Genomic DNA, 18447 nt, shown 5'->3' with positions numbered 1-18447 from the left:
GTCTTACTTTTAACTAAACAATGGAAACCGTTCGTTTCCGAAACTAAACTTTAAAATAAGGGTGCAAAATTGAGATAAGTGCTTAACAGGCGCTATGGAATTGTTTTGCCTGAATTTTTAAACAATACACGGAAAGAAACATGAAAACATTTTACAAATTATCATTCATTATAGTCGCTGCATTTACTTCTTTACATGTTTTTGGCCAAACCACATCTAAACCAAATATTTCAGGAAAAATTCTTGATGAAAATAAAAAACCTGCTGACTATGTAACCGTTGTGCTTTATAAAGCCGCTGATTCCAGCATCGTTAAAACGGCGTTTACAGATCAATCAGGTGTTTTTGGGTTTTCGATTGCTACAAAAGGCGATTATTTTTATAAAGCCAGTAGCATGGGTTACAAAACTCTTAAAAGCAAAACAGAAACACTGGGCGATGATCAACAAATTGATTTTGGTTCGGCTCAACTGATTTCTACAACTCAAAATTTAAAAGAAGTTACAGTTGCTGCAAACGTTCCTTTAGTTGAGCGTAAAATGGACAGAACTGTAATGAATGTTGCCAATAGCTCAATTGCTTCGGGATCAACCGCATTGGAATTATTACAAAAAGCACCGGGTGTAAATGTAGATCAAAATGATAATATTTCCATGCAGGGGAAACAAGGCGTATTGATACAGATAGATGGGAAACAAACTTATATGAGTAATGCAGATGTGGCCAACTTACTTCGGGGCATGCAAAGTTCGGAAATAGAAACCATCGAATTAATTACTAATCCATCAGCTAAATATGATGCTGCGGGCAACTCGGGCATTATTAACATCAAAACAAAAAAGAATAAAGGTGGCGGTACAAATGGAAGTTTAACAGCAGCTTTCGGGCGTGGTACAAATTTTAGGTCGAGTGCAGGAGGAAGCTTAAACCATCGCACTAAATCTTTAAACCTGTTTGGTAATTACAATTACTATCAAAGAAAGCGGGAAACTTTTTTAGAACTTGACAGGATTGCAAATGTTTCGCCCAGCAATAGATATTTTTCGCAGACAAGTAATTTCGGGCGTAAAAATGACGGACAAAACTTTAAAGCGGGTGCCGATTTCTTTCTGAATAAAAATAATACCATTGGAATTTTATTGAGTGGTTATACGGGCAACAGTAATGAAGGCTCGGTAAATAAAACTCAAATAGGCCCATCTTTTTCACAAGGTGATTCTTCTGTTTTAGCCAATAATATTATTCGTAACAAATACAATAATTTATCATATAATTTAAACTATAAATCGGTTTTGGATAGCGCCGGACAGGAAATTACCATTGATTTGGATTATGGCAGATATAAAGGCAATGATAATGCAGACTACGTTAGTGATTACTTTTTCAATAATGGGAGTTTAATAAGGCCTACCGTTATTACGAGGAATATCACACCATCAGTGATTAATATAAAAGCTTTCAAAATTGATTATGCGCTTCCCTTAAAAAAGCAGATGAAATTAGAGGCCGGTTTAAAAAGCAGTTGGGTTACTACTGATAATAATTTAATTGCAGAGCAATTTATTAGCAACAATTGGCAAAACAATCAGTTGCTCAGTAATCAGTTTGTATATGATGAAAATGTAAATGCAGCTTACGTAAATTTCAATAAACAGTTTAAAACCACCGGTATTCAATTAGGTTTACGAGCCGAACAAACAAACTCTAAAGGTAATTCCATAACAACCAATAAGGTAATCGACAGGGAATATCTTGATTTTTTCCCAAGTGTATTCATTAATCAAAAACTTGATAAAAACAATGACATTAACCTGTCTTACAGTCGCCGGATTGACAGGCCAAGTTATGATGCTTTGAATCCCTTTGTGTATTTTCTGGATCAATATACCTACAATCAGGGTAATCCGTTTTTAAACCCTCAATACACTAATAATTTCGAATTTACTTATTTGCTCAAAAAGAAATATTCATTAACCTTAAATTACAGCAAAACCACTGATGTGATTACAGAAGTATTATTGCCTGATAATGAGAAGCAGGCCTTATTCCAAACTAACCAAAATATCGCTACTCAAAATGCCTATTCACTGGTAATAAATGCGCCAGTAAGCTTTGCGAAATGGTGGAATAGCAACAACAGTGTAAATGTGTTTTATATAGGTTTTAAAGCGCCTGATATTGCGGGTCAAAAACTTGATAATAAGAGCACTTCATTTCAGTTTAAATCGCAGCACAGTTTTAATATCCAGCCAGGATTATCAGCCGAGTTAATGTTTAGATATGATAGTCCGGTTACCTTTGGTGTGATGGAGATCAAAACCCGCTATGGTTTAGATGCCGGTATTAGCAAATCATTATTGAATAAAAAAGCAAGTTTAAAACTGGCTGCAAATGACATTTTTAATACGCAGATCAATAGAATTAACAGTGCTTTCCCTGGTCTTTATTATTCATTGTATCAGGTCAACGACAGGCAGTATGTAAGTTTAACTTTTACTTACCGTTTCGGTAAAAATGAAATTAAGCCTGCCCGTAACAGAAGTACTGGTTTAGAATCAGAGCAGGGAAGGATGAAGAATTAACAAAGTCTAACAATAATAAGCCGCTAAATGATGAATTTGGCGGTTTTTTTTTGTGGAATGTAATGAATGAGTTCATCATAAATTTGAAAACAGGATGCAAACGTTTAACTTCATGCCATGGAAACCGATTTAATCATTTCGACAATTGATGCACTACATAAAAAAGCAAACCAAGCGATAGAAAATAAAGATGCTGAGGCTTACTTTTTAATTTTCGATCAATCGTTTCAGTTTACCGGAGCAGATGGCAAAGTGCTTAATCTTCGTGATTATAAGCTGGATACTCAAAGTCTTTTTAGAAATGCAAAAAGCATCGAAACCAGTCATTATCGCATAAAATCATCTTTTGAAAATGAAATTTTCAATGAAAAAATTGCCCGTAAATCTGTGATCATAAAGCCAAATTTATTGGTGTTTTCGAAAAAACAAACCATCCAAACTGAAGAAATTTACCAATGGAAAAAAATAGCAGGTGAATGGAGAGTGATTTCGGTTGAAGTGGTATTGGAGGAGAAATACTAAAAAGATTCGTCATTGCATTGGTTTTTTTGCCTCAACTGCATCTACTAAGCAGAACCTATCAACAAAGATTACATCTATTATTTTAGTCTAAAAATTCCTTAAATCTTCTTTTCAAAAGTTTGAAACAAAATCGGTATTTTTGCCGCTTAATTTAGATTACAATATATGTTAAGAACAGTAACTTGTGGTGCACTTACCCTCAACAACTTAGGCGAAAGTGTTACCCTGTGTGGTTGGGTACAAAAATCAAGAGATTTAGGTGGAATGACTTTTATAGATATTCGCGATCGTTATGGTATCACACAGCTGGTTTTTAACATGGATGATAACCGTGCACTTTGCGAATCGGCACGTTCATTAGGTCGCGAATTTGTAATCAAAGCCATTGGAACGGTTGTTGAACGCAGCAACAAAAACCCAAAAATGTTAACGGGTGATGTAGAGATTAAGGTTTCTGCTTTAGAAATTTTAAACGCTGCAAAATTACCTCCATTCATGATCGATGACGAAACTGATGGTGGTGATGAGCTGCGCATGAAATATCGTTATTTAGATTTACGCCGTAATCCGGTTCGCAATAACCTGGTTTTACGTCATAAAATGGCCCAATCAGTTCGCCGTTATTTAGATGCTTTAGATTTCATTGAGGTTGAAACTCCGGTTTTAATTAAATCTACACCAGAAGGCGCAAGAGATTTCGTAGTGCCTAGTCGCATGAATGAGGGCGAATTTTATGCTTTGCCTCAATCTCCTCAAACCTTTAAGCAATTGCTGATGGTTTCTGGTTTCGACAGATATTTTCAGATTGTAAAATGTTTTAGAGATGAAGATTTAAGAGCCGATCGTCAGCCTGAATTTACACAGATTGATTGTGAAATGTCTTTCATCGAGCAAGAAGATATTTTAAACACTTTTGAAGGATTGATTCGTACTTTATTTAAAGAAGTTCGTAATTATGATTTGCCTGAAGTGCCCCGCATGCAATATGCCGATGCGATGCGTTTATACGGTTCTGATAAGCCAGATACACGTTTTGCCATGCAATTTGTTGAATTAAACGACTTGGTAAAAGGTAAAGGTTTCCCTGTTTTTGACAATGCAGAACTGGTTGTGGGTATCAATGCAAAAGGAGCAGCAAGCTATACACGTAAGCAGTTGGATGAGTTAACTGATTTTATCAAACGCCCTCAAATTGGTGCTACAGGCTTAATTTATGCCCGCCATAATGAAGACGGAACCATTAAATCTTCTGTAGATAAATTCTTTAATGAAGATGATTTAAAACAATGGAGTGAAGCTTTTGCAACTGAAAAAGGCGATTTGCTTTTAATTTTAGCGGGTTCAACCGATAAGGTTCGTAAACAGTTGAACGAACTTCGTTTAGAAATGGGTACCCGTTTGGGCTTGCGCGATAAAAATACATTCTCTGCACTTTGGGTATTGGATTTTCCTCTTTTAGAGTGGGATGAAGAAACTGAACGTTACCACGCCATGCACCACCCGTTCACTTCTCCAAAGCCAGAAGATATTGCATTGTTAGATACAGATCCTAAAAACGTTCGTGCAAATGCTTATGATATGGTTATCAATGGAACAGAAATAGGTGGTGGTTCTATTCGTATTCACGATAGAGAATTACAGGCCTTGATGTTCAAACATTTAGGTTTCAGTGCCGAAGAAGCTCAAAAACAATTTGGTTTCTTAATGGATGCCTTTGAGTTTGGCGCACCTCCTCATGGTGGCATTGCATTTGGTTTCGATCGTTTAACTTCAATTTTTGCTGGTTTAGATTCGATTCGTGATGTAATTGCTTTCCCTAAAAACAATTCTGGCAGAGATGTGATGATCGATAGCCCGAGCACGATTGACGAAAAGCAGTTGAAAGAATTGAAAATTAAAACTGATTTATAATCGGAAAACAAATATTTAGGAATAATTTTAAATTATTAACTCAAGTTATTCCCAACAAAAAATGCGCTGATTTTAAAATCAGCGCATTTTTTGTTGGGCTTGGTTTTTACTATCCGTAAATATCATTCAGCATTTTCGCTAAGCGAACGCCACCTTTTAATAATTGCTCATTAAGCGTGTCAACCCAATCAAAGTTATAACGATAACTTAATTTTGAATCAGGCTTGATGGTTTCATAAATCTTATTGCAAACCAGATACGATTCATAAACGCAATCTTTTAAACTGGTGTTTTGCCAGTTATAAAGCTGAACAGCCGATGGATGATTGATCGCTTTCGCATATTCAGTATAACTTAATTGCTGATACTCGATTAATTGCTCATCCCAAACGCGGTGCAAATTGGATTTTTCGTTAAACCACAACACCGAAACACGATTACCGCCTAAATCTTCTTTACGGGCAACGTGCATCGGCTGGCATAAATCGCCGGCCATGTGCACAAGCATGCGCAATGCCAGTTTCTTTTCATCAGCTGTGCTGCCTGGTTTCTTTAAAACAGCAGTTAAATCAATGATCTTATTGTAAAGATTAGGCGATTTTTCGGTTTCTAAAAAATTAAAAATACCTTCTTTGTTTTGCCCGGCCGGTAAGTTTACAAAATGCCAGTTGTATAGGTAATTATATGTCGAGTCTGATTTAATAAAATCGCCCCAGTTGGCCGACATTGCCAGTGTTTCTGAGCCTAAAATACTTTGAATGGCCTTACGTGTTTTTGCTTTTAAATAGCTATCGGCAATTTCGCCAACAACGCGGTGCCCAATCATTCCCCAGGCGTTTGCCTGCATTGGTAAATAAGCCAGCAGGCTGATGGCTGCTGCCGTGGTTAACTTCTTTTTTATTGATGTGAATTTCATGTTATAATTCTTTTTGTATGCAGGTAACTTTTTCTTTTAATGATAATGTGATTTCTCGCTGGTCGCTCATGCTTTCTAAAACCAAGGTGTCTGTTGTTTTTTTCCTGATCAGGAAATTTTTATCATACCGGCCAATACGATAACAGCCAGAAATTTTTTGTTTGTAATTGGCGTGAGTAAACGTTGCGCCAACCAACAAAGTGTCGCCACGAACAGCATAAACACCTTTAGCATATTCTTTCCATACACCGTTGTTATAGCAGGAATCTTCATAGAAATTCACTTTGCTATGGGTTACCAGGTCAATGTACACAGAATCGCAGGTAAATTTAAAATGATGTTGTGTGTAATTGCTTAATTTATTACTGTAAGCTACAGAATCTTGATTCCACACGCCTTGCATAAATTCCTCGCCCTTGCCCTGAATATTCGGAAGTGGAGAACATGCTGAGAAAAAAGCTGAAAGATAAAAGGCGAAAAATAAAAAGTATAAATGCCTTAATCTTGAAACAGGATTAGATATTTTCAACTCCTTAAACTTGTTAGGTGTAGGCATATTTATTTAAATTCATTCGGAGGAAATTGATCGAGAAAGGTTTTATTGGCATTCATAGTGTTATAAATTAATATAAAAAAACCTATTGCAAAGCAAATTCCTGCAAAAAAACTGATTACTCCAAAAACGGTGTGATAGCTGGTGACCATCTCGCCATACCGAATAAGGTACGGCATTAAAACGCGGTAAAAGCCCATTAAAATTAACGATACGCCAGAGCCGATTAATAATAATTAATATTGAATCAGCTTTTACTTGCCTGGAAATATAATAACAACAAGCTATAAAAATAATGAGTGGCGATATAACTGAAACTAAACTGTATAACGTTGTCATGAATGAATCTCCCTATTTTTCTACTTTATGTTTTCGAAGTGTCTATTTGCAAACGAAGTTTTATGTACTGTTTTGAGTTAAATAAACCCGATTGAAGCGGAAAGCTTTTTGTTTTAAAAGTTACTCACTCCACTCTGCAAATCGCCTGTTAGAGTGAGTAACTTTACAAAAACTTGAAGCAAAAAGCGGGGCTTTCGAATCCGAAGAACGAATAACCTTGCTTTACCCTAAATCCCTAAAGGGACTTTTCGTTCTAGCGCATAAAATGAGCTGTAGAAAGAAGTCCCCCTTTAGGGGGCTAGGAGGTTATTTCAAACTACCAACCATATCTTCCGGACGAACCCACTCATCAAACTGTTCGTTGGTTAATAAGCCCAACTCTACAGCCGCGGTTTTTAAAGTTTTATTTTCTTTGTGTGCTTTCTTCGCAATTTTAGCAGCATTTTCATAACCAACATGAGGATTTAAAGCCGTAACCAACATCAGCGAATTTTGTAAATGTTTCTCTATTTCAGGTAAATTGGCGGTAATTCCCTCTGCACATTTTACCGTGAAAGAAACGCAGGCATCACCAATTAAACGAGCCGATTGCAGTACATTGGCAGCGATTAAAGGTTTGAAAACGTTTAATTCGAAATGACCCGACATACCACCCACAGAAACCGCAACATCGTTGCCAATAACCTGGGCACAAACCATTGTTAATGCCTCAGGCTGAGTTGGATTAACTTTTCCGGGCATGATAGAAGAGCCTGGCTCGTTATCAGGAATCACGATTTCGCCAATTCCACAACGCGGACCGGAACTCAACATACGTACATCGTTAGCCACTTTCATTAAGGCAACCGCAGTGCGTTTTAAAGCACCCGAAAGTTCAACCATGGCATCGTGAGCAGCTAAAGCTTCAAATTTATTTGGAGCCGTAACAAAAGGCAAACCCGTTAATTCAGCAATTTTTTTAGCCACTAAAACATCGTAACCCTTAGGTGTATTCAAGCCTGTACCAACCGCCGTACCACCTAAAGCCAATTCGGCAACCATTACCAAAGCATTTTTAATGGCTCTGATGCTGTTGTCTATTTGCTGTACATAACCCGAAAATTCTTGTCCAAGGGTAAGTGGCGTTGCATCCATAAAATGCGTACGGCCGGTTTTAGTAATTCCAGAAAATTCTTCAACTTTTTTAGCCAAAGCATTACGCAGTTTCTCTAAACCAGGAATGGTATTCTCTACCGTTAGTTTATAAGCTGCAATGTGCATGGCAGTTGGATAGGTATCGTTTGATGATTGCGATTTGTTCACATCATCATTAGGATGAAGAACTTTTTTATCATCGGCTAATGCGCCACCGTTAATTACATGAGCACGATTTGCAATCACCTCGTTTCCGTTCATGTTACTTTGAGTACCAGAACCGGTTTGCCAAATTACCAATGGAAACTGATCGTCTAATTCACCGGCAATAATTTCATCACAGGCTTTCGCAATTAAATCAGCTTTTTCTGCAGAAAGTACGCCAAGCTCAGTGTTTGCCAAAGCAGCAGCTTTTTTCAAATAGCCAAAGGCATGGATAATTTCTTTTGGCATTGAACCTTCAGGGCCAATTTTGAAGTTATTTCGTGAGCGTTCGGTTTGTGCACCCCAGTATTTATCGGCAGGCACCTGCACCTCGCCCATGGTATCGTGTTCTATTCTGAAACTCATTATATTTTGATTTTTGTTGTCGCAAATTTAAGTTTTTTGCCTATAAAGCAAGGTATTATATTCGATATTTCATTCGGAATGATTTTATTGATTTTAGCCTTCGGTTTGTTTACACAGATTTTTATTTTGGAAAGGTACTTTAATGGTTCTTCGGATTGGTTCGGCCCCGCTGATTCGCTGCAATCTTTTTAATCAACGGCTTTCAATGCTGAACGAAGTATCAGTTTTTCATAGCATTGGGATGCTTCGTGCCTCAGCATGACAGCATATTTAGGGTTGCTGCTCATTAAAAAGTATTTCCGCTGCCATCGGGTTTAGGTAATCAAGATTGTGGTTCTTGGTTATGGCTTGTTTAGCGAGTGCCTTATTCGCATTTCGCACCATTTCCGCCATTGCAACTTAAAGCCTACGGCAAGAATAGTAGCATCACAAATTCTTTGTTGTTCGGCTTTAGCAAAGGGAAACTAAATTCTGCTCCAAAACGTACAAATACTGAGTTAATGGTTTCATTTACTATTTTGGTATTTTATGAGCCAGCTTTTAAACGGAGCTTTATAAAAAAAGATAACGTATGAGCAAGTTTCTGTATTCAATTTTGTTGATTAGCCTTTCAATTATGTCTTTTGGACAAATGAAAAATAATGAGTTTTTAGAACAAAAACGTGCAGAATACAAGAAATATATTAGATATGTTGGCGGGTGGATGTTTGATATCCGAAACGCAACCCCAAAACAATTAGAACAACTTAAACGACAAGAAAAACTTAAGTCAATCGCAAAAGATAGATTTGGATTTTCAATAGGTGCTGTATTGGCAGGCACAAATCAAACTTTAGCAGTACGTTTTCAGCAAAACACAAACTCTAAAGTTTATGATGGTAATAGCTTTGCTTGGGGAGAAAGGACTTATTATAATAATTACATCATAGCAGGAGATGCAAATGTTGAATTTGCAGATGTGAGTATTACCAGAGAGAATGCAAAAAACTACCGGTTTCACGTTGTTGCAAATGACAGAAAAGAAATAGTTGGCTGGACTACCCCAACTATTTTTAAAAAGACAACTGATGGTAATGGAACTTATGTTTATTTAGGCAGTTATAACTGTCAAGTAAATGGCTATATTAAAATAGAAATTTATAATATTAAAGATTATTCTGATAGAGCAGCAATCATGATTGACTGGAGGCCTGTTTCAAAAGCTGTAGTCAGTGTTGGAGTGGATTACAAAATGAAAAACAGATCAGATGGACTGTATTATGCCTCGCTTGATAAACTAAAAGCTACAAAATATCACAATGTAATAGGTACAACTTCATTAAACGATAAGAAGTTCTTTTTGAGTGATTCTGTTGTGAGATTAAACATTCAATTTAAAAAAACTAGTTTTAATTATAAAGCCGAGCTTATTAAAAAATCGAAAGATAAACCTGAAAAATTTGAACTGGGGAATTATGATAAATCGTTCTACATATATAAGGAGTTTTGGAAAGTTCCAGGAGAGTATGAGCTTCTTCTTACACCAAAGTTAACCTTACCAGGAGGAACTCCTGTGCATTATTTGTCAAATAAATCAAACAGTTATAAATTTACTGTATTGCCAGAGAAAGAAGAGATAAAACTTTTCTCTAAAAAACAACTCATCATTTATGCATTAATTATTTGTGCCGTTCTTGGTACTATTCTCGGAGTAGCTGTTATCTACATTAAAAAGAAAGAGGCCAAAAAACTTGCACAACAATCTAAAGAAAAACAAATCGCTCAACTACAGCTAAACTCAGTACGTTCTCAATTAAATCCACATTTTTTATTTAATGCATTGGCAGGCATTCAAAATCTAATGAACAAAAACGAAATCGATCATGCCAATCGATACCTTAATAAATTTGCCCGATTAACCCGAAATGTTTTAGATAGTAAAGAGCTGATCAGTTTAACTGAAGAAAAAACTTTATTAGATGATTACCTGCAAATGGAACAATTGCGATTTGGTTTTCAATATAAGTTAAATGCGAATACTGATTTAGATACAGAAAATATAGAAATCCCATCAATGCTTTTGCAGCCATTTTTAGAAAATGCCGTAAAACATGGCATCGCAGAAAAGGGCGCCAGTGGTAACATTGAAATCGATTTTAAAAAGCAATCGTCGGATTTAATTTTGAGCATTAGGGATAATGGCAAAGGTTTCGATACTGCTAAAGATTACAACGGTTTAGGCTTGACACTCAGCAAAAATCGAATATCTTTACTGAATACGATTTATAAAGACACACCTTTTATTTTGGATATTCAATCGGGTATAAACGGAACGGTAGTTACAATTACTTTAACACAATGGCTGTGAAATGAGAGCTGTTTTAGTAGATGATGAGCAAGCAAATTTAGAAAACCTGCAGGTTATGCTGGCTAGGCATTGTCCCGAAGTTAAGGTGGTGGCTATTGCCAACAATATCCAATATGCTTATGAAAAAGTAAACTTGCATCGCCCTGATTTACTTTTCTTAGATATTCAAATGGGTAAAACCACAGGTTTTGATTTACTAAACTTGCTTTCTGAAAAAACTTTTGAAGTCATTTTCGTAACTGCATACGATAATTACGGAATCCAGGCGGTAAAATTTGCTGCCCTGGATTATTTGCTTAAACCGGTCGACCCAGATGAATTAAAATCTGCTGTATTTAAAGCTAAAGATAGGATAGCAAGTAAAATTAATGGTGAACAGCTCAATTTCTTACTCAATCAAATCAAACGTACAGAACCAAGCGTTCCCAAAATTGCATTGCCTCAACAACATGAAATTCGTTATGTTTCAGTTGATGATATTATTCGTTGTGTTGCAGATAATACTTATACCTTTTTCTATTTATCAAGCGATGAGAAAATCTTAATCTCCAAACCATTAAAAGAGTATTCAGACTTGCTGAAACCACAGGGCTTCGTTCGGGCACATCAAAGTCACTTGGTTAATCCCAAATTTGTGAAAAGCTGGCTTAAAGAAGACGGTGGAACTTTATTGATGAATAATGGCGATAAAATCCCTGTTTCGAAACCTAATCGGGAAGTGGTTAAGGCAGTTTTAGGAAAGTAGGATTTACACCATTGCCCTAAAAAATCTCTTGCAAAATTCATTGCCATTAAGTTTTAGCTGTGGATAAAAGAAATAAAGCCCTATGTTCATCTGCCCGCTGTGGTTAATAAACCTTTTTGTATTTTTGCGGCTATGTCAGTTATTAAACCCTCATTAGCAAAAGGTACCCGCGATTTTTCACCTGTGGAAATGGTAAAACGCAATTTTATTTATGATACCATTAAATCGGTTTTCAGGAAATATGGTTACGCAGAAATTCAAACGCCAAGCTTTGAAAACCTCTCTACTTTAACAGGAAAATATGGCGATGAGGGTGATAAACTGATTTTTAAAATTTTGAATAGCGGCGAGTATTTAAAAGATGCTAAAAAGAAATCCTTCGACTTCGCTCAGGATGACAACAGCAATAAATTGATCCCGCTGATTTCAGAGAAAGCCCTACGCTATGATTTAACTGTGCCTTTCGCACGTTACGTGGTCATGCATCAGCATGAAATCACTCTGCCTTTTAAACGTTTTCAGGTTCAGCCAGTATGGCGTGCTGATCGCCCGCAAAAGGGAAGGTATCGTGAATTTTATCAATGTGATGTGGATGTTGTAGGCTCTGAAAGTTTATTAAATGAGGCAGAATTCATCCTGATTTACAATGAAGCTTTGAGTAAACTTGGCTTGAAAGATTTCAGCATTAAAATCAATAATAGAAAAATTCTATCAGGCATTGCCGAGATTATAGGTAAACCTGATTTAATTATTGATATGACGGTTGCCATTGATAAACTGGATAAAATCGGTTTAGATGGTGTAAGCAAAGAATTATTGGAACGTGGTTTCACTGAAGATGATTTAGAAAAACTTCGCCCGGTTATTTTGCTGGAAGGGGCTAATGAAGAAAAATTAGCACGCCTTAAAGAAGTTTTGGCTTCTTCTGAAATTGGCTTAAAAGGTATTGAAGAAATTGAACAGGTTTTTGAATATGTAGAAAACCTGATTGCCTATGCCTTACCGTTAACGGCAAAATTAGAATTAGATATTACCCTGGCTCGTGGCTTGAACTATTACACCGGTTGTATTTTTGAAGTTAAAACCAACGAAGTCGCCATGGGAAGCATTGGTGGAGGCGGACGTTATGACGATTTAACGGGCATGTTTGGCTTAAAGGATTTAACCGGAGTTGGCGTTTCTTTTGGGGCAGATCGGATTTATGATGTACTGGAAGAACTTGATCTTTTCCCGGCATCAGCAGAAATTGGGACAAAGGTTTTGATCAGCAATTTTGATAAGGCGGCAGAAAAATATGCGCTACCTATTTTACAGCAATTCAGAAATGCCGGAATTTCGGCTGAATTGTATCCAACCTCGGCCAAGCTTAAAAAACAAATGGCTTATGCCGATGCGAAGAATATTCCTTATGTAATTTTAATCGGTGGCGATGAAATTGCAAATGGAGAATTAACATTAAAAGATATGCAGAGTGGCGAGCAGAAAAAGCTAACGGTGCTTGGAATTTTGGATTTGCTGAAGTAGATTAACCACAAAGAAAAAAATCGCCAAAGCTAAGCTTTTAATAAATTCGTTTTACCACCCAGCTTTGCGCTTTTATGGTTAAATTTTACCACAGAGCACACTGAGTTTTCACAGAGGCAAACAGAGAATGTTATAAAATATGCTCGAAATTAAGAATTGCTTAGTGTCCTCTGTGCCTTTTCTCTGTCTCTCTGTGGTTAACTTACCACCCAGCTTTGTGTTTCTTTGCGAAAAAAACTTTGTGCTCTTTGCGGTTAAACCTTTCCTTAGTGCTCTCTGTGCCTTTTCTCTGTTTTCTCTGTGGTTAAACTTACAACCTAACTTTGCGTTTCTTTGCGGAAAAACTTTGCGCCTTTGCGGTTAAATTTTACCACAGAGCGGTTAAACTTACCACTTAAATTGCAGTAAACCTACCTTCCAACCCGCAACAATATCGGGAAATGCACATCCTTAACCGCATCATTGCCCCACGCCTCCTTCAGTTCTGTGAACATATATTCCAGTGGATTCCTCTCGTTAGCCTTTTTATAATGTTGCAGTGATGACCAGGTATTAAGATACCCAATCAGTTGGTTAAAACTCCATGATGTTTTAATCTGAAAATGCGGTGCAGTAATTTCCTCAAAAGGAAAAGGAATGGTTTTATAACCTTCTTCAATATATCTTCGTTCCGGATCCCAATATTTACCAAGAATATCTTCGTATAATTTGTGGACAGCCTGATCTACTTTTTTATCAATAAACATTAAGCCATAACCAATTACGGCTAAAACTCCATTGGGCTTAAGCGTACGTTTTACTTCGCCATAAAAAGCCTCAAAATTAAACCAATGTATGGCCTGAGCAACGGTAATCAGATCAAAACTTCCATTGGGAATATTTATTTTTTCAGCGGGCTCAACATGGTAAGTAATGTTTGGTATTTTCAAAGCTTGGCTTAATTGTTTCTCACTAATGTCCGTTGCATAAATGGCTTTAAAGTGTTGAGCCAAAACCCTTGCAACTTGCCCGTTTCCGGTAGCACAATCCCAGGCTGCATCCCGGTTTTCAACTAATGTTAAAAGGTAATCGTACAATTCCTGAGGATATGTTGGCCGGTAAATGGCATATTCTGCAGATTGGTTAGAGAAGTTATCTTTCATTTTTTAATAATTGAATTTTGAATGAGAATGAGTGATTTTTTGAATACGTTCTTGCAATTCTATTATTCTCCTGTTATATTACGATTAACTAATTTAAATATTTAAACAATACAGAAGCTATTTGTTTTAATTCTCTCATTCAAAATTCAATCAACACTCAATTCTATAACATGAATAAAACTTCAAATGATTTTCAGCCACAAGAAATTGATGAGGTAAAATACAGGTTAAAATCTATTTTTGGTGGTTCGGTTGGAAACCTGGTAGAATGGTATGACTGGTACACTTATTCGGCTTTTGCATTGTATTTTTCTCCGGCTTTTTTCCCAAACAGCAATCCTACAGCTCAGCTATTAAACAGTGCAGGAATTTTCGCGGTTGGTTTTTTAATGCGCCCAATTGGTGGTTGGCTCTTCGGTAGCATAGCCGATAAAAAAGGCCGAAAAAAATCTATGGCCCTTTCTGTACTGATTATGGCTATTGGCTCTTTGATTATCGGCTTAACACCTGGTTATAAGGAAATCGGAATAGCTGCTCCATTATTACTGGTTTTTGCGAGGTTAATTCAAGGTTTGAGTACAGGTGGCGAGTATGGAACCTCTGCAACTTATTTGAGTGAAATGGCCGCAAAAAAACACCGGGGTTTTTATTCGAGTTTTCAATATGTAACCCTGATCGGTGGACAATTACTGGCATTAGGTATTCAATTAATCCTACAAAACTGGTTGCTCACACCTGCCGAACTTCATGATTGGGGCTGGAGAATTCCATTTTTTATAGGTGCCGTTCTTTCTTTTATCGCTTTATATTTACGAAGACACATTGATGAAACCTCAGCCTTTAAAAGCAAGAACAAACTAGATAAGAAAGGTGGAATAGCTGTATTATTAAAATATCCAAAGGAAGTTTTTACAGTTGTTGGTTTAACCCTGGGAGGTACAATAGCATTCTATACTTTCAGTACCTACATGCAAAAATTCTTAGTGAACACTGTTCATTTAAGTAAGGAGACATCTACCATCCTATCATTTGTTTCACTTTTGATCTTTGCAATTTTGCAGCCTTTGTTTGGCTTACTTTCTGATAAAATTGGAAGAAAACCATTACTGATCGGCTTTGGTGTTTTAGGAACCTTATGTACGGTTCCGATTTTAACAAGCTTATCGCACGAAACCAACACCACCATTATTTTCTTTTTGATGATTGGTGCTTTGATTATCGTAAGCGGCTATACCAGTATCAATGCAGTTGTGAAAGCAGAATTGTTCCCCGCAGAAATCCGGGCATTGGGTGTTGGTTTGCCCTATGCTTTAACTGTTACTATTTTCGGCGGAACGGCTGAATATTTTGCACTTTGGTTTAAAAACATTGGCCATGAATCTTATTTTTACTGGTATGTAACTGGTTGTATTTTAATTTCACTGATTTTATACATCACGATGAAAGACACTAAACAACATTCAAAAATAGAAGATTGATTCAATTTAATATTTGTTAACTCTTTCTGGTTATATATCGATTTAAGTCAGGAGTGGTACACCCAAAAAACAGCAGGAATGCATCAGTAACAATGAGGCAAAATAATACCTGCAATTGAATTTAATAAAGAAACGTCATACTGTCTTTATGAACAGGGATTGGGGATGTAGCGATTAGTTCAATCGAACAACAGAACCCTGTGCACAAATCCTGAATATTCGTCCTGCTACTATATTTAGTGTTTATTTTTCAGGCTAAAATAGATTGCCTTATGCCTGATTGAAAACAAAGAAAAGCCATTAGCTCGTTACCATGAGGAAAATTCTTTCATACAAATAGCTTATACCATAGTCATTAATTGATTTGCATTTTTTGATCAATCTGTTTCAGCCGCTCCAAGTCTGCCTCTTCCCCCAATTTGTCTATTTCATCTAGTTAACGTTCACCATGCCGTTCATAAGCAGATATTTTTGATCAAAAAAGAACGAAGTCATGAAAACACCAACAAAAATAGCTCTGGTAAACGCTACCATCATCGCGATCATTGCGCTAACCGCATTTATCTGGACGGGGCCAAAGAAGAAAAACATAGAGCAGACGATTAACGGAAAAAGTTTTGCTGTTCTGGAGTTATTTACCTCTGAAGGATGCAACAGTTGTCCTCCTGCTGAACAACTCCTCGCCAGAATTGACAAAGAATCTAACGGAAAACCCGTTTATGTGCTTGGATATCATGTTGATTACTTTGATAACCTGGGATGGAAGGACGTATTTGGCAGCCCTGACAATACCAGGCGACAACGCAAGTACAGCAGCTGGCTGAATGCGCAGGTTTATACACCTCAACTAATCATCAACGGTTCCAAAGAGTTTGTAGGTGGCAATGAAAGAGAAATCCGTAACGCCATTGAGACTCAACTGTTAATCAAACATACTGCTGATCTGTCTTTTGATATTCATAGGGATGGCGATCTTGTGAAGATAAACTACAAAACCAAAGATATTCAAGCCAGTGATGATCTTCTTTTGGCCCTTGTACAGAAAAACGGCAGTACGAATGTATTGCGTGGAGAGAATGCAGGCTTGCAGTTTTCCCATGTCCAGATCGTCCGCAAAATGGCTCAGGTATCGTTAAAGGATACACCATCCGGATCGGCGGAACTGAATATCCCCAAAAGTATAGCTGCCGAACAATGGGAAGTAATTGGCATGATCCAGAACAGAAAAACAGGAGCAATCTCAGCAGTAAACGTCGTGAGCGTAATTCAATAGCAAAACAATTAAATCAAATCAACATGGAAAATCAAGTGAATAGCAAGATGCATAACCTGCTCATCGGACTTGCTTCAATCATGTCAGCGCTTTTTTTCATCAGTCCGCCTTTTGAAAAAAACCCACAGCAATGTGAGATGGTACAAACCATCGGGAAGAGAAAGCCGAACGGACTGAACGATGAGGATGAACTGGTGGCATAGACAAGTTGGGCAATCCATTATTCAGGGAAGTAAAGGCGATCGCCGCCTCTCTGGCAAAAATGACAAATCATAAAAAACATTAAATATATAAAGATGAAAACTAAATTAAATTTTAACTACAGATTTTACGAAGCAATTCTCGCCCTTTTGGTATTGATTGGCAGCATGCTTTTTCTGACCAATAAATCCTTGGCACAGGAAGCCCCTATAAAAAATGTTGTTATCGTTCATGGCGCTTTTGCTGACGGATCGGGCTGGAGAGGAGTTTACGATATCCTTTCAAAAAAAGGATTCCACGTTACGGTAGTGCAAAACCCTTTGACTGGATTAAAGGACGATGTGGATGCCACAAAAAGAATTCTCGATAAACAGGATGGTCCTACTATTTTAGTCGGTCATTCATGGGGAGGAGTGGTCATAACAGAGGCAGGAACACATGCAAAGGTGGCTGCCCTGGTATATGTGGCAGCTTATCAACCCGATAAGGGCGAGAATACTTTAAAATGGGCTTCTTTATTGCCTGCATCTCCTGAATTTGGAATTTTGCCGCCTGATGACAAAGGCTTTGTTTATTATGGCAAAGAAAAATTCCATGCTGGATTTGCTGCTGATTTAAGCAAATCGGAAGCGGCTTTCCTGTTGGCCTCACAACAACCAATTTTAGCAGAAAGCTTCACAACACCAGTAACTGAAGCCGCATGGAGAAACAAACCCACGTATGGCATTGTAGCCACAGAAGATAAAAGCATCAATCCAGATATTGAGCGGAATATGTATAAGCGCTCAAACACCAAAATTACAGAAATAAAAGGCAGCCACGTTGTTTTTGCATCGCAGCCTCAGGCAGTGGCAAAGGTCATTATTGAGGCCGCCAATGGCAAATAATTTTGGCTATTAATATTAAGGCCAGTGGAGTATTGGATGTTTGATCAGATGGTTATCAAATATCTAATACCTCATTATTTTGCCAGAGATTAACCTCAATTTCCTAGCGATTAACCTTAGGCATTTCCGCATAAGACCTCTCTGTTCTGCTGCTTCAGTCGACATTGACGAATCAGTGGCGCCGGCCTTGCGAAGCAAACTCTTCATTGGCTATGCAATCTCCTTCAGAAATAATTACCGAGAGCTATTTAAAGAATGGAATTACAGCAATGAGATTGCCACAAAACATAAATTACACAGGCTTAGAGATTTGTATCGACTTA

Annotated in this window: 14 protein-coding genes; 10 read left to right on the top strand and 4 right to left on the bottom strand. The window is 37.2% G+C overall.

Translation table 11 applies throughout. From position 1 onward, the window contains the following. Window positions 1-140: 140 nt before the first annotated feature. From DU508_RS21920 to aspS, 3 genes are all read left to right on the top strand, one after another. A complete protein-coding gene (locus DU508_RS21920) occupies window positions 141-2582 on the top strand; it encodes an outer membrane beta-barrel protein (protein ID WP_115404807.1) in 2442 nt (813 codons plus the stop codon). Between the two features lie 117 nt (window positions 2583-2699). After that, window positions 2700-3104, top strand: coding sequence for a hypothetical protein (locus DU508_RS21915; protein ID WP_115404806.1), 405 nt, complete (start codon window positions 2700-2702; stop codon window positions 3102-3104). A 165-nt stretch (window positions 3105-3269) separates the two neighbouring features. Then, window positions 3270-5015 (top strand): aspartate--tRNA ligase, encoded by a 1746-nt coding sequence (gene aspS, locus DU508_RS21910; protein WP_115404805.1) that lies wholly within the window; start codon window positions 3270-3272, stop codon window positions 5013-5015. A gap of 109 nt (window positions 5016-5124) precedes the next feature. Here aspS and DU508_RS21905 read toward each other — a convergent pair whose 3' ends face one another. From DU508_RS21905 to fumC, 3 genes are all read right to left on the bottom strand, one after another. After that, window positions 5125-5931, bottom strand: coding sequence for a S1/P1 nuclease (locus tag DU508_RS21905; RefSeq protein WP_115404804.1), 807 nt, complete (start codon window positions 5929-5931; stop codon window positions 5125-5127). Between the two features lies 1 nt (window position 5932). Further along, complete coding sequence (locus tag DU508_RS21900) at window positions 5933-6487, bottom strand: fumarate hydratase (RefSeq protein WP_233509702.1); 555 nt, start codon at window positions 6485-6487, stop codon at window positions 5933-5935. 642 nt (window positions 6488-7129) lie between these two features. Then, entirely contained in the window at window positions 7130-8527 is a 1398-nt protein-coding gene (fumC, locus tag DU508_RS21890) for a class II fumarate hydratase (protein WP_115404802.1), read from the bottom strand. A gap of 571 nt (window positions 8528-9098) precedes the next feature. On the opposite strand from fumC, the gene DU508_RS21875 reads away from it, so the two are divergent. The 3 genes from DU508_RS21875 (at window position 9099) to hisS (ending at window position 13143) form a co-directional block, all read left to right on the top strand. Then, window positions 9099-10874 (top strand): sensor histidine kinase, encoded by a 1776-nt coding sequence (locus DU508_RS21875; RefSeq protein WP_233509701.1) that lies wholly within the window; start codon window positions 9099-9101, stop codon window positions 10872-10874. A gap of 1 nt (window position 10875) precedes the next feature. After that, complete coding sequence (locus tag DU508_RS21870; RefSeq protein WP_115404799.1) at window positions 10876-11619, top strand: LytR/AlgR family response regulator transcription factor; 744 nt, start codon at window positions 10876-10878, stop codon at window positions 11617-11619. Between the two features lie 132 nt (window positions 11620-11751). Continuing rightward, a complete protein-coding gene (gene hisS / locus DU508_RS21865) occupies window positions 11752-13143 on the top strand; it encodes a histidine--tRNA ligase (protein ID WP_115404798.1) in 1392 nt (463 codons plus the stop codon). Window positions 13144-13553: 410 nt separating this feature from the next. Here the strand turns inward: hisS and DU508_RS21860 are convergent, their stop codons facing one another. Next, complete coding sequence (locus DU508_RS21860; RefSeq protein WP_115404797.1) at window positions 13554-14285, bottom strand: class I SAM-dependent methyltransferase; 732 nt, start codon at window positions 14283-14285, stop codon at window positions 13554-13556. Between the two features lie 170 nt (window positions 14286-14455). Between DU508_RS21860 and DU508_RS21855 the strand changes: the two genes are divergently transcribed. From DU508_RS21855 to DU508_RS21840, 4 genes are all read left to right on the top strand, one after another. Beyond that, on the top strand, window positions 14456-15763 hold the full coding sequence (locus DU508_RS21855) for an MFS transporter (RefSeq protein ID WP_115404796.1): 1308 nt from the start codon (window positions 14456-14458) through the stop codon (window positions 15761-15763). A 493-nt stretch (window positions 15764-16256) separates the two neighbouring features. Next, window positions 16257-17036, top strand: a complete 780-nt coding sequence (locus DU508_RS21850; protein ID WP_115404795.1) for a DUF1223 domain-containing protein — start codon at window positions 16257-16259, stop codon at window positions 17034-17036. A gap of 23 nt (window positions 17037-17059) precedes the next feature. Further along, on the top strand, window positions 17060-17239 hold the full coding sequence (locus tag DU508_RS21845; protein WP_115404794.1) for a hypothetical protein: 180 nt from the start codon (window positions 17060-17062) through the stop codon (window positions 17237-17239). Window positions 17240-17332: 93 nt separating this feature from the next. Continuing rightward, the gene (locus DU508_RS21840) at window positions 17333-18124 is read left to right on the top strand and encodes an alpha/beta hydrolase (protein WP_115404793.1); all 792 of its coding nucleotides are present in this window, start codon (window positions 17333-17335) and stop codon (window positions 18122-18124) included. The last annotated feature ends 323 nt before the right edge of the window (window positions 18125-18447 follow it).

Origin of the sequence: Pedobacter chinensis, assembly GCF_003339865.1 — a bacterium.
Classification (GTDB): Bacteria; Bacteroidota; Bacteroidia; order Sphingobacteriales; family Sphingobacteriaceae; genus Pedobacter; species Pedobacter chinensis.
This window is presented reverse-complemented; position numbering and strand designations above follow the sequence as displayed.

What these genes read in the sequence shown, in the direction of transcription:
- DU508_RS21845 (WP_115404794.1), top strand. Translation starts at nt 17,060, where the DNA reads ATGGAAAATCAAGTGAATAGCAAGATGCATAACCTGCTCATCGGACTT.
- DU508_RS21875 (WP_233509701.1), top strand. Translation starts at nt 9,099, where the DNA reads ATGAGCAAGTTTCTGTATTCAATTTTGTTGATTAGCCTTTCAATTATG.
- hisS (WP_115404798.1), top strand. Translation starts at nt 11,752, where the DNA reads ATGTCAGTTATTAAACCCTCATTAGCAAAAGGTACCCGCGATTTTTCA.
- aspS (WP_115404805.1), top strand. Translation starts at nt 3,270, where the DNA reads ATGTTAAGAACAGTAACTTGTGGTGCACTTACCCTCAACAACTTAGGC.
- DU508_RS21860 (WP_115404797.1), bottom strand. Translation starts at nt 14,285, where the DNA reads ATGAAAGATAACTTCTCTAACCAATCTGCAGAATATGCCATTTACCGG.
- DU508_RS21850 (WP_115404795.1), top strand. Translation starts at nt 16,257, where the DNA reads ATGAAAACACCAACAAAAATAGCTCTGGTAAACGCTACCATCATCGCG.
- DU508_RS21905 (WP_115404804.1), bottom strand. Translation starts at nt 5,931, where the DNA reads ATGAAATTCACATCAATAAAAAAGAAGTTAACCACGGCAGCAGCCATC.
- DU508_RS21915 (WP_115404806.1), top strand. Translation starts at nt 2,700, where the DNA reads ATGGAAACCGATTTAATCATTTCGACAATTGATGCACTACATAAAAAA.
- DU508_RS21900 (WP_233509702.1), bottom strand. Translation starts at nt 6,487, where the DNA reads ATGCCTACACCTAACAAGTTTAAGGAGTTGAAAATATCTAATCCTGTT.
- DU508_RS21855 (WP_115404796.1), top strand. Translation starts at nt 14,456, where the DNA reads ATGAATAAAACTTCAAATGATTTTCAGCCACAAGAAATTGATGAGGTA.
- DU508_RS21840 (WP_115404793.1), top strand. Translation starts at nt 17,333, where the DNA reads ATGAAAACTAAATTAAATTTTAACTACAGATTTTACGAAGCAATTCTC.
- DU508_RS21870 (WP_115404799.1), top strand. Translation starts at nt 10,876, where the DNA reads ATGAGAGCTGTTTTAGTAGATGATGAGCAAGCAAATTTAGAAAACCTG.
- DU508_RS21920 (WP_115404807.1), top strand. Translation starts at nt 141, where the DNA reads ATGAAAACATTTTACAAATTATCATTCATTATAGTCGCTGCATTTACT.
- fumC (WP_115404802.1), bottom strand. Translation starts at nt 8,527, where the DNA reads ATGAGTTTCAGAATAGAACACGATACCATGGGCGAGGTGCAGGTGCCT.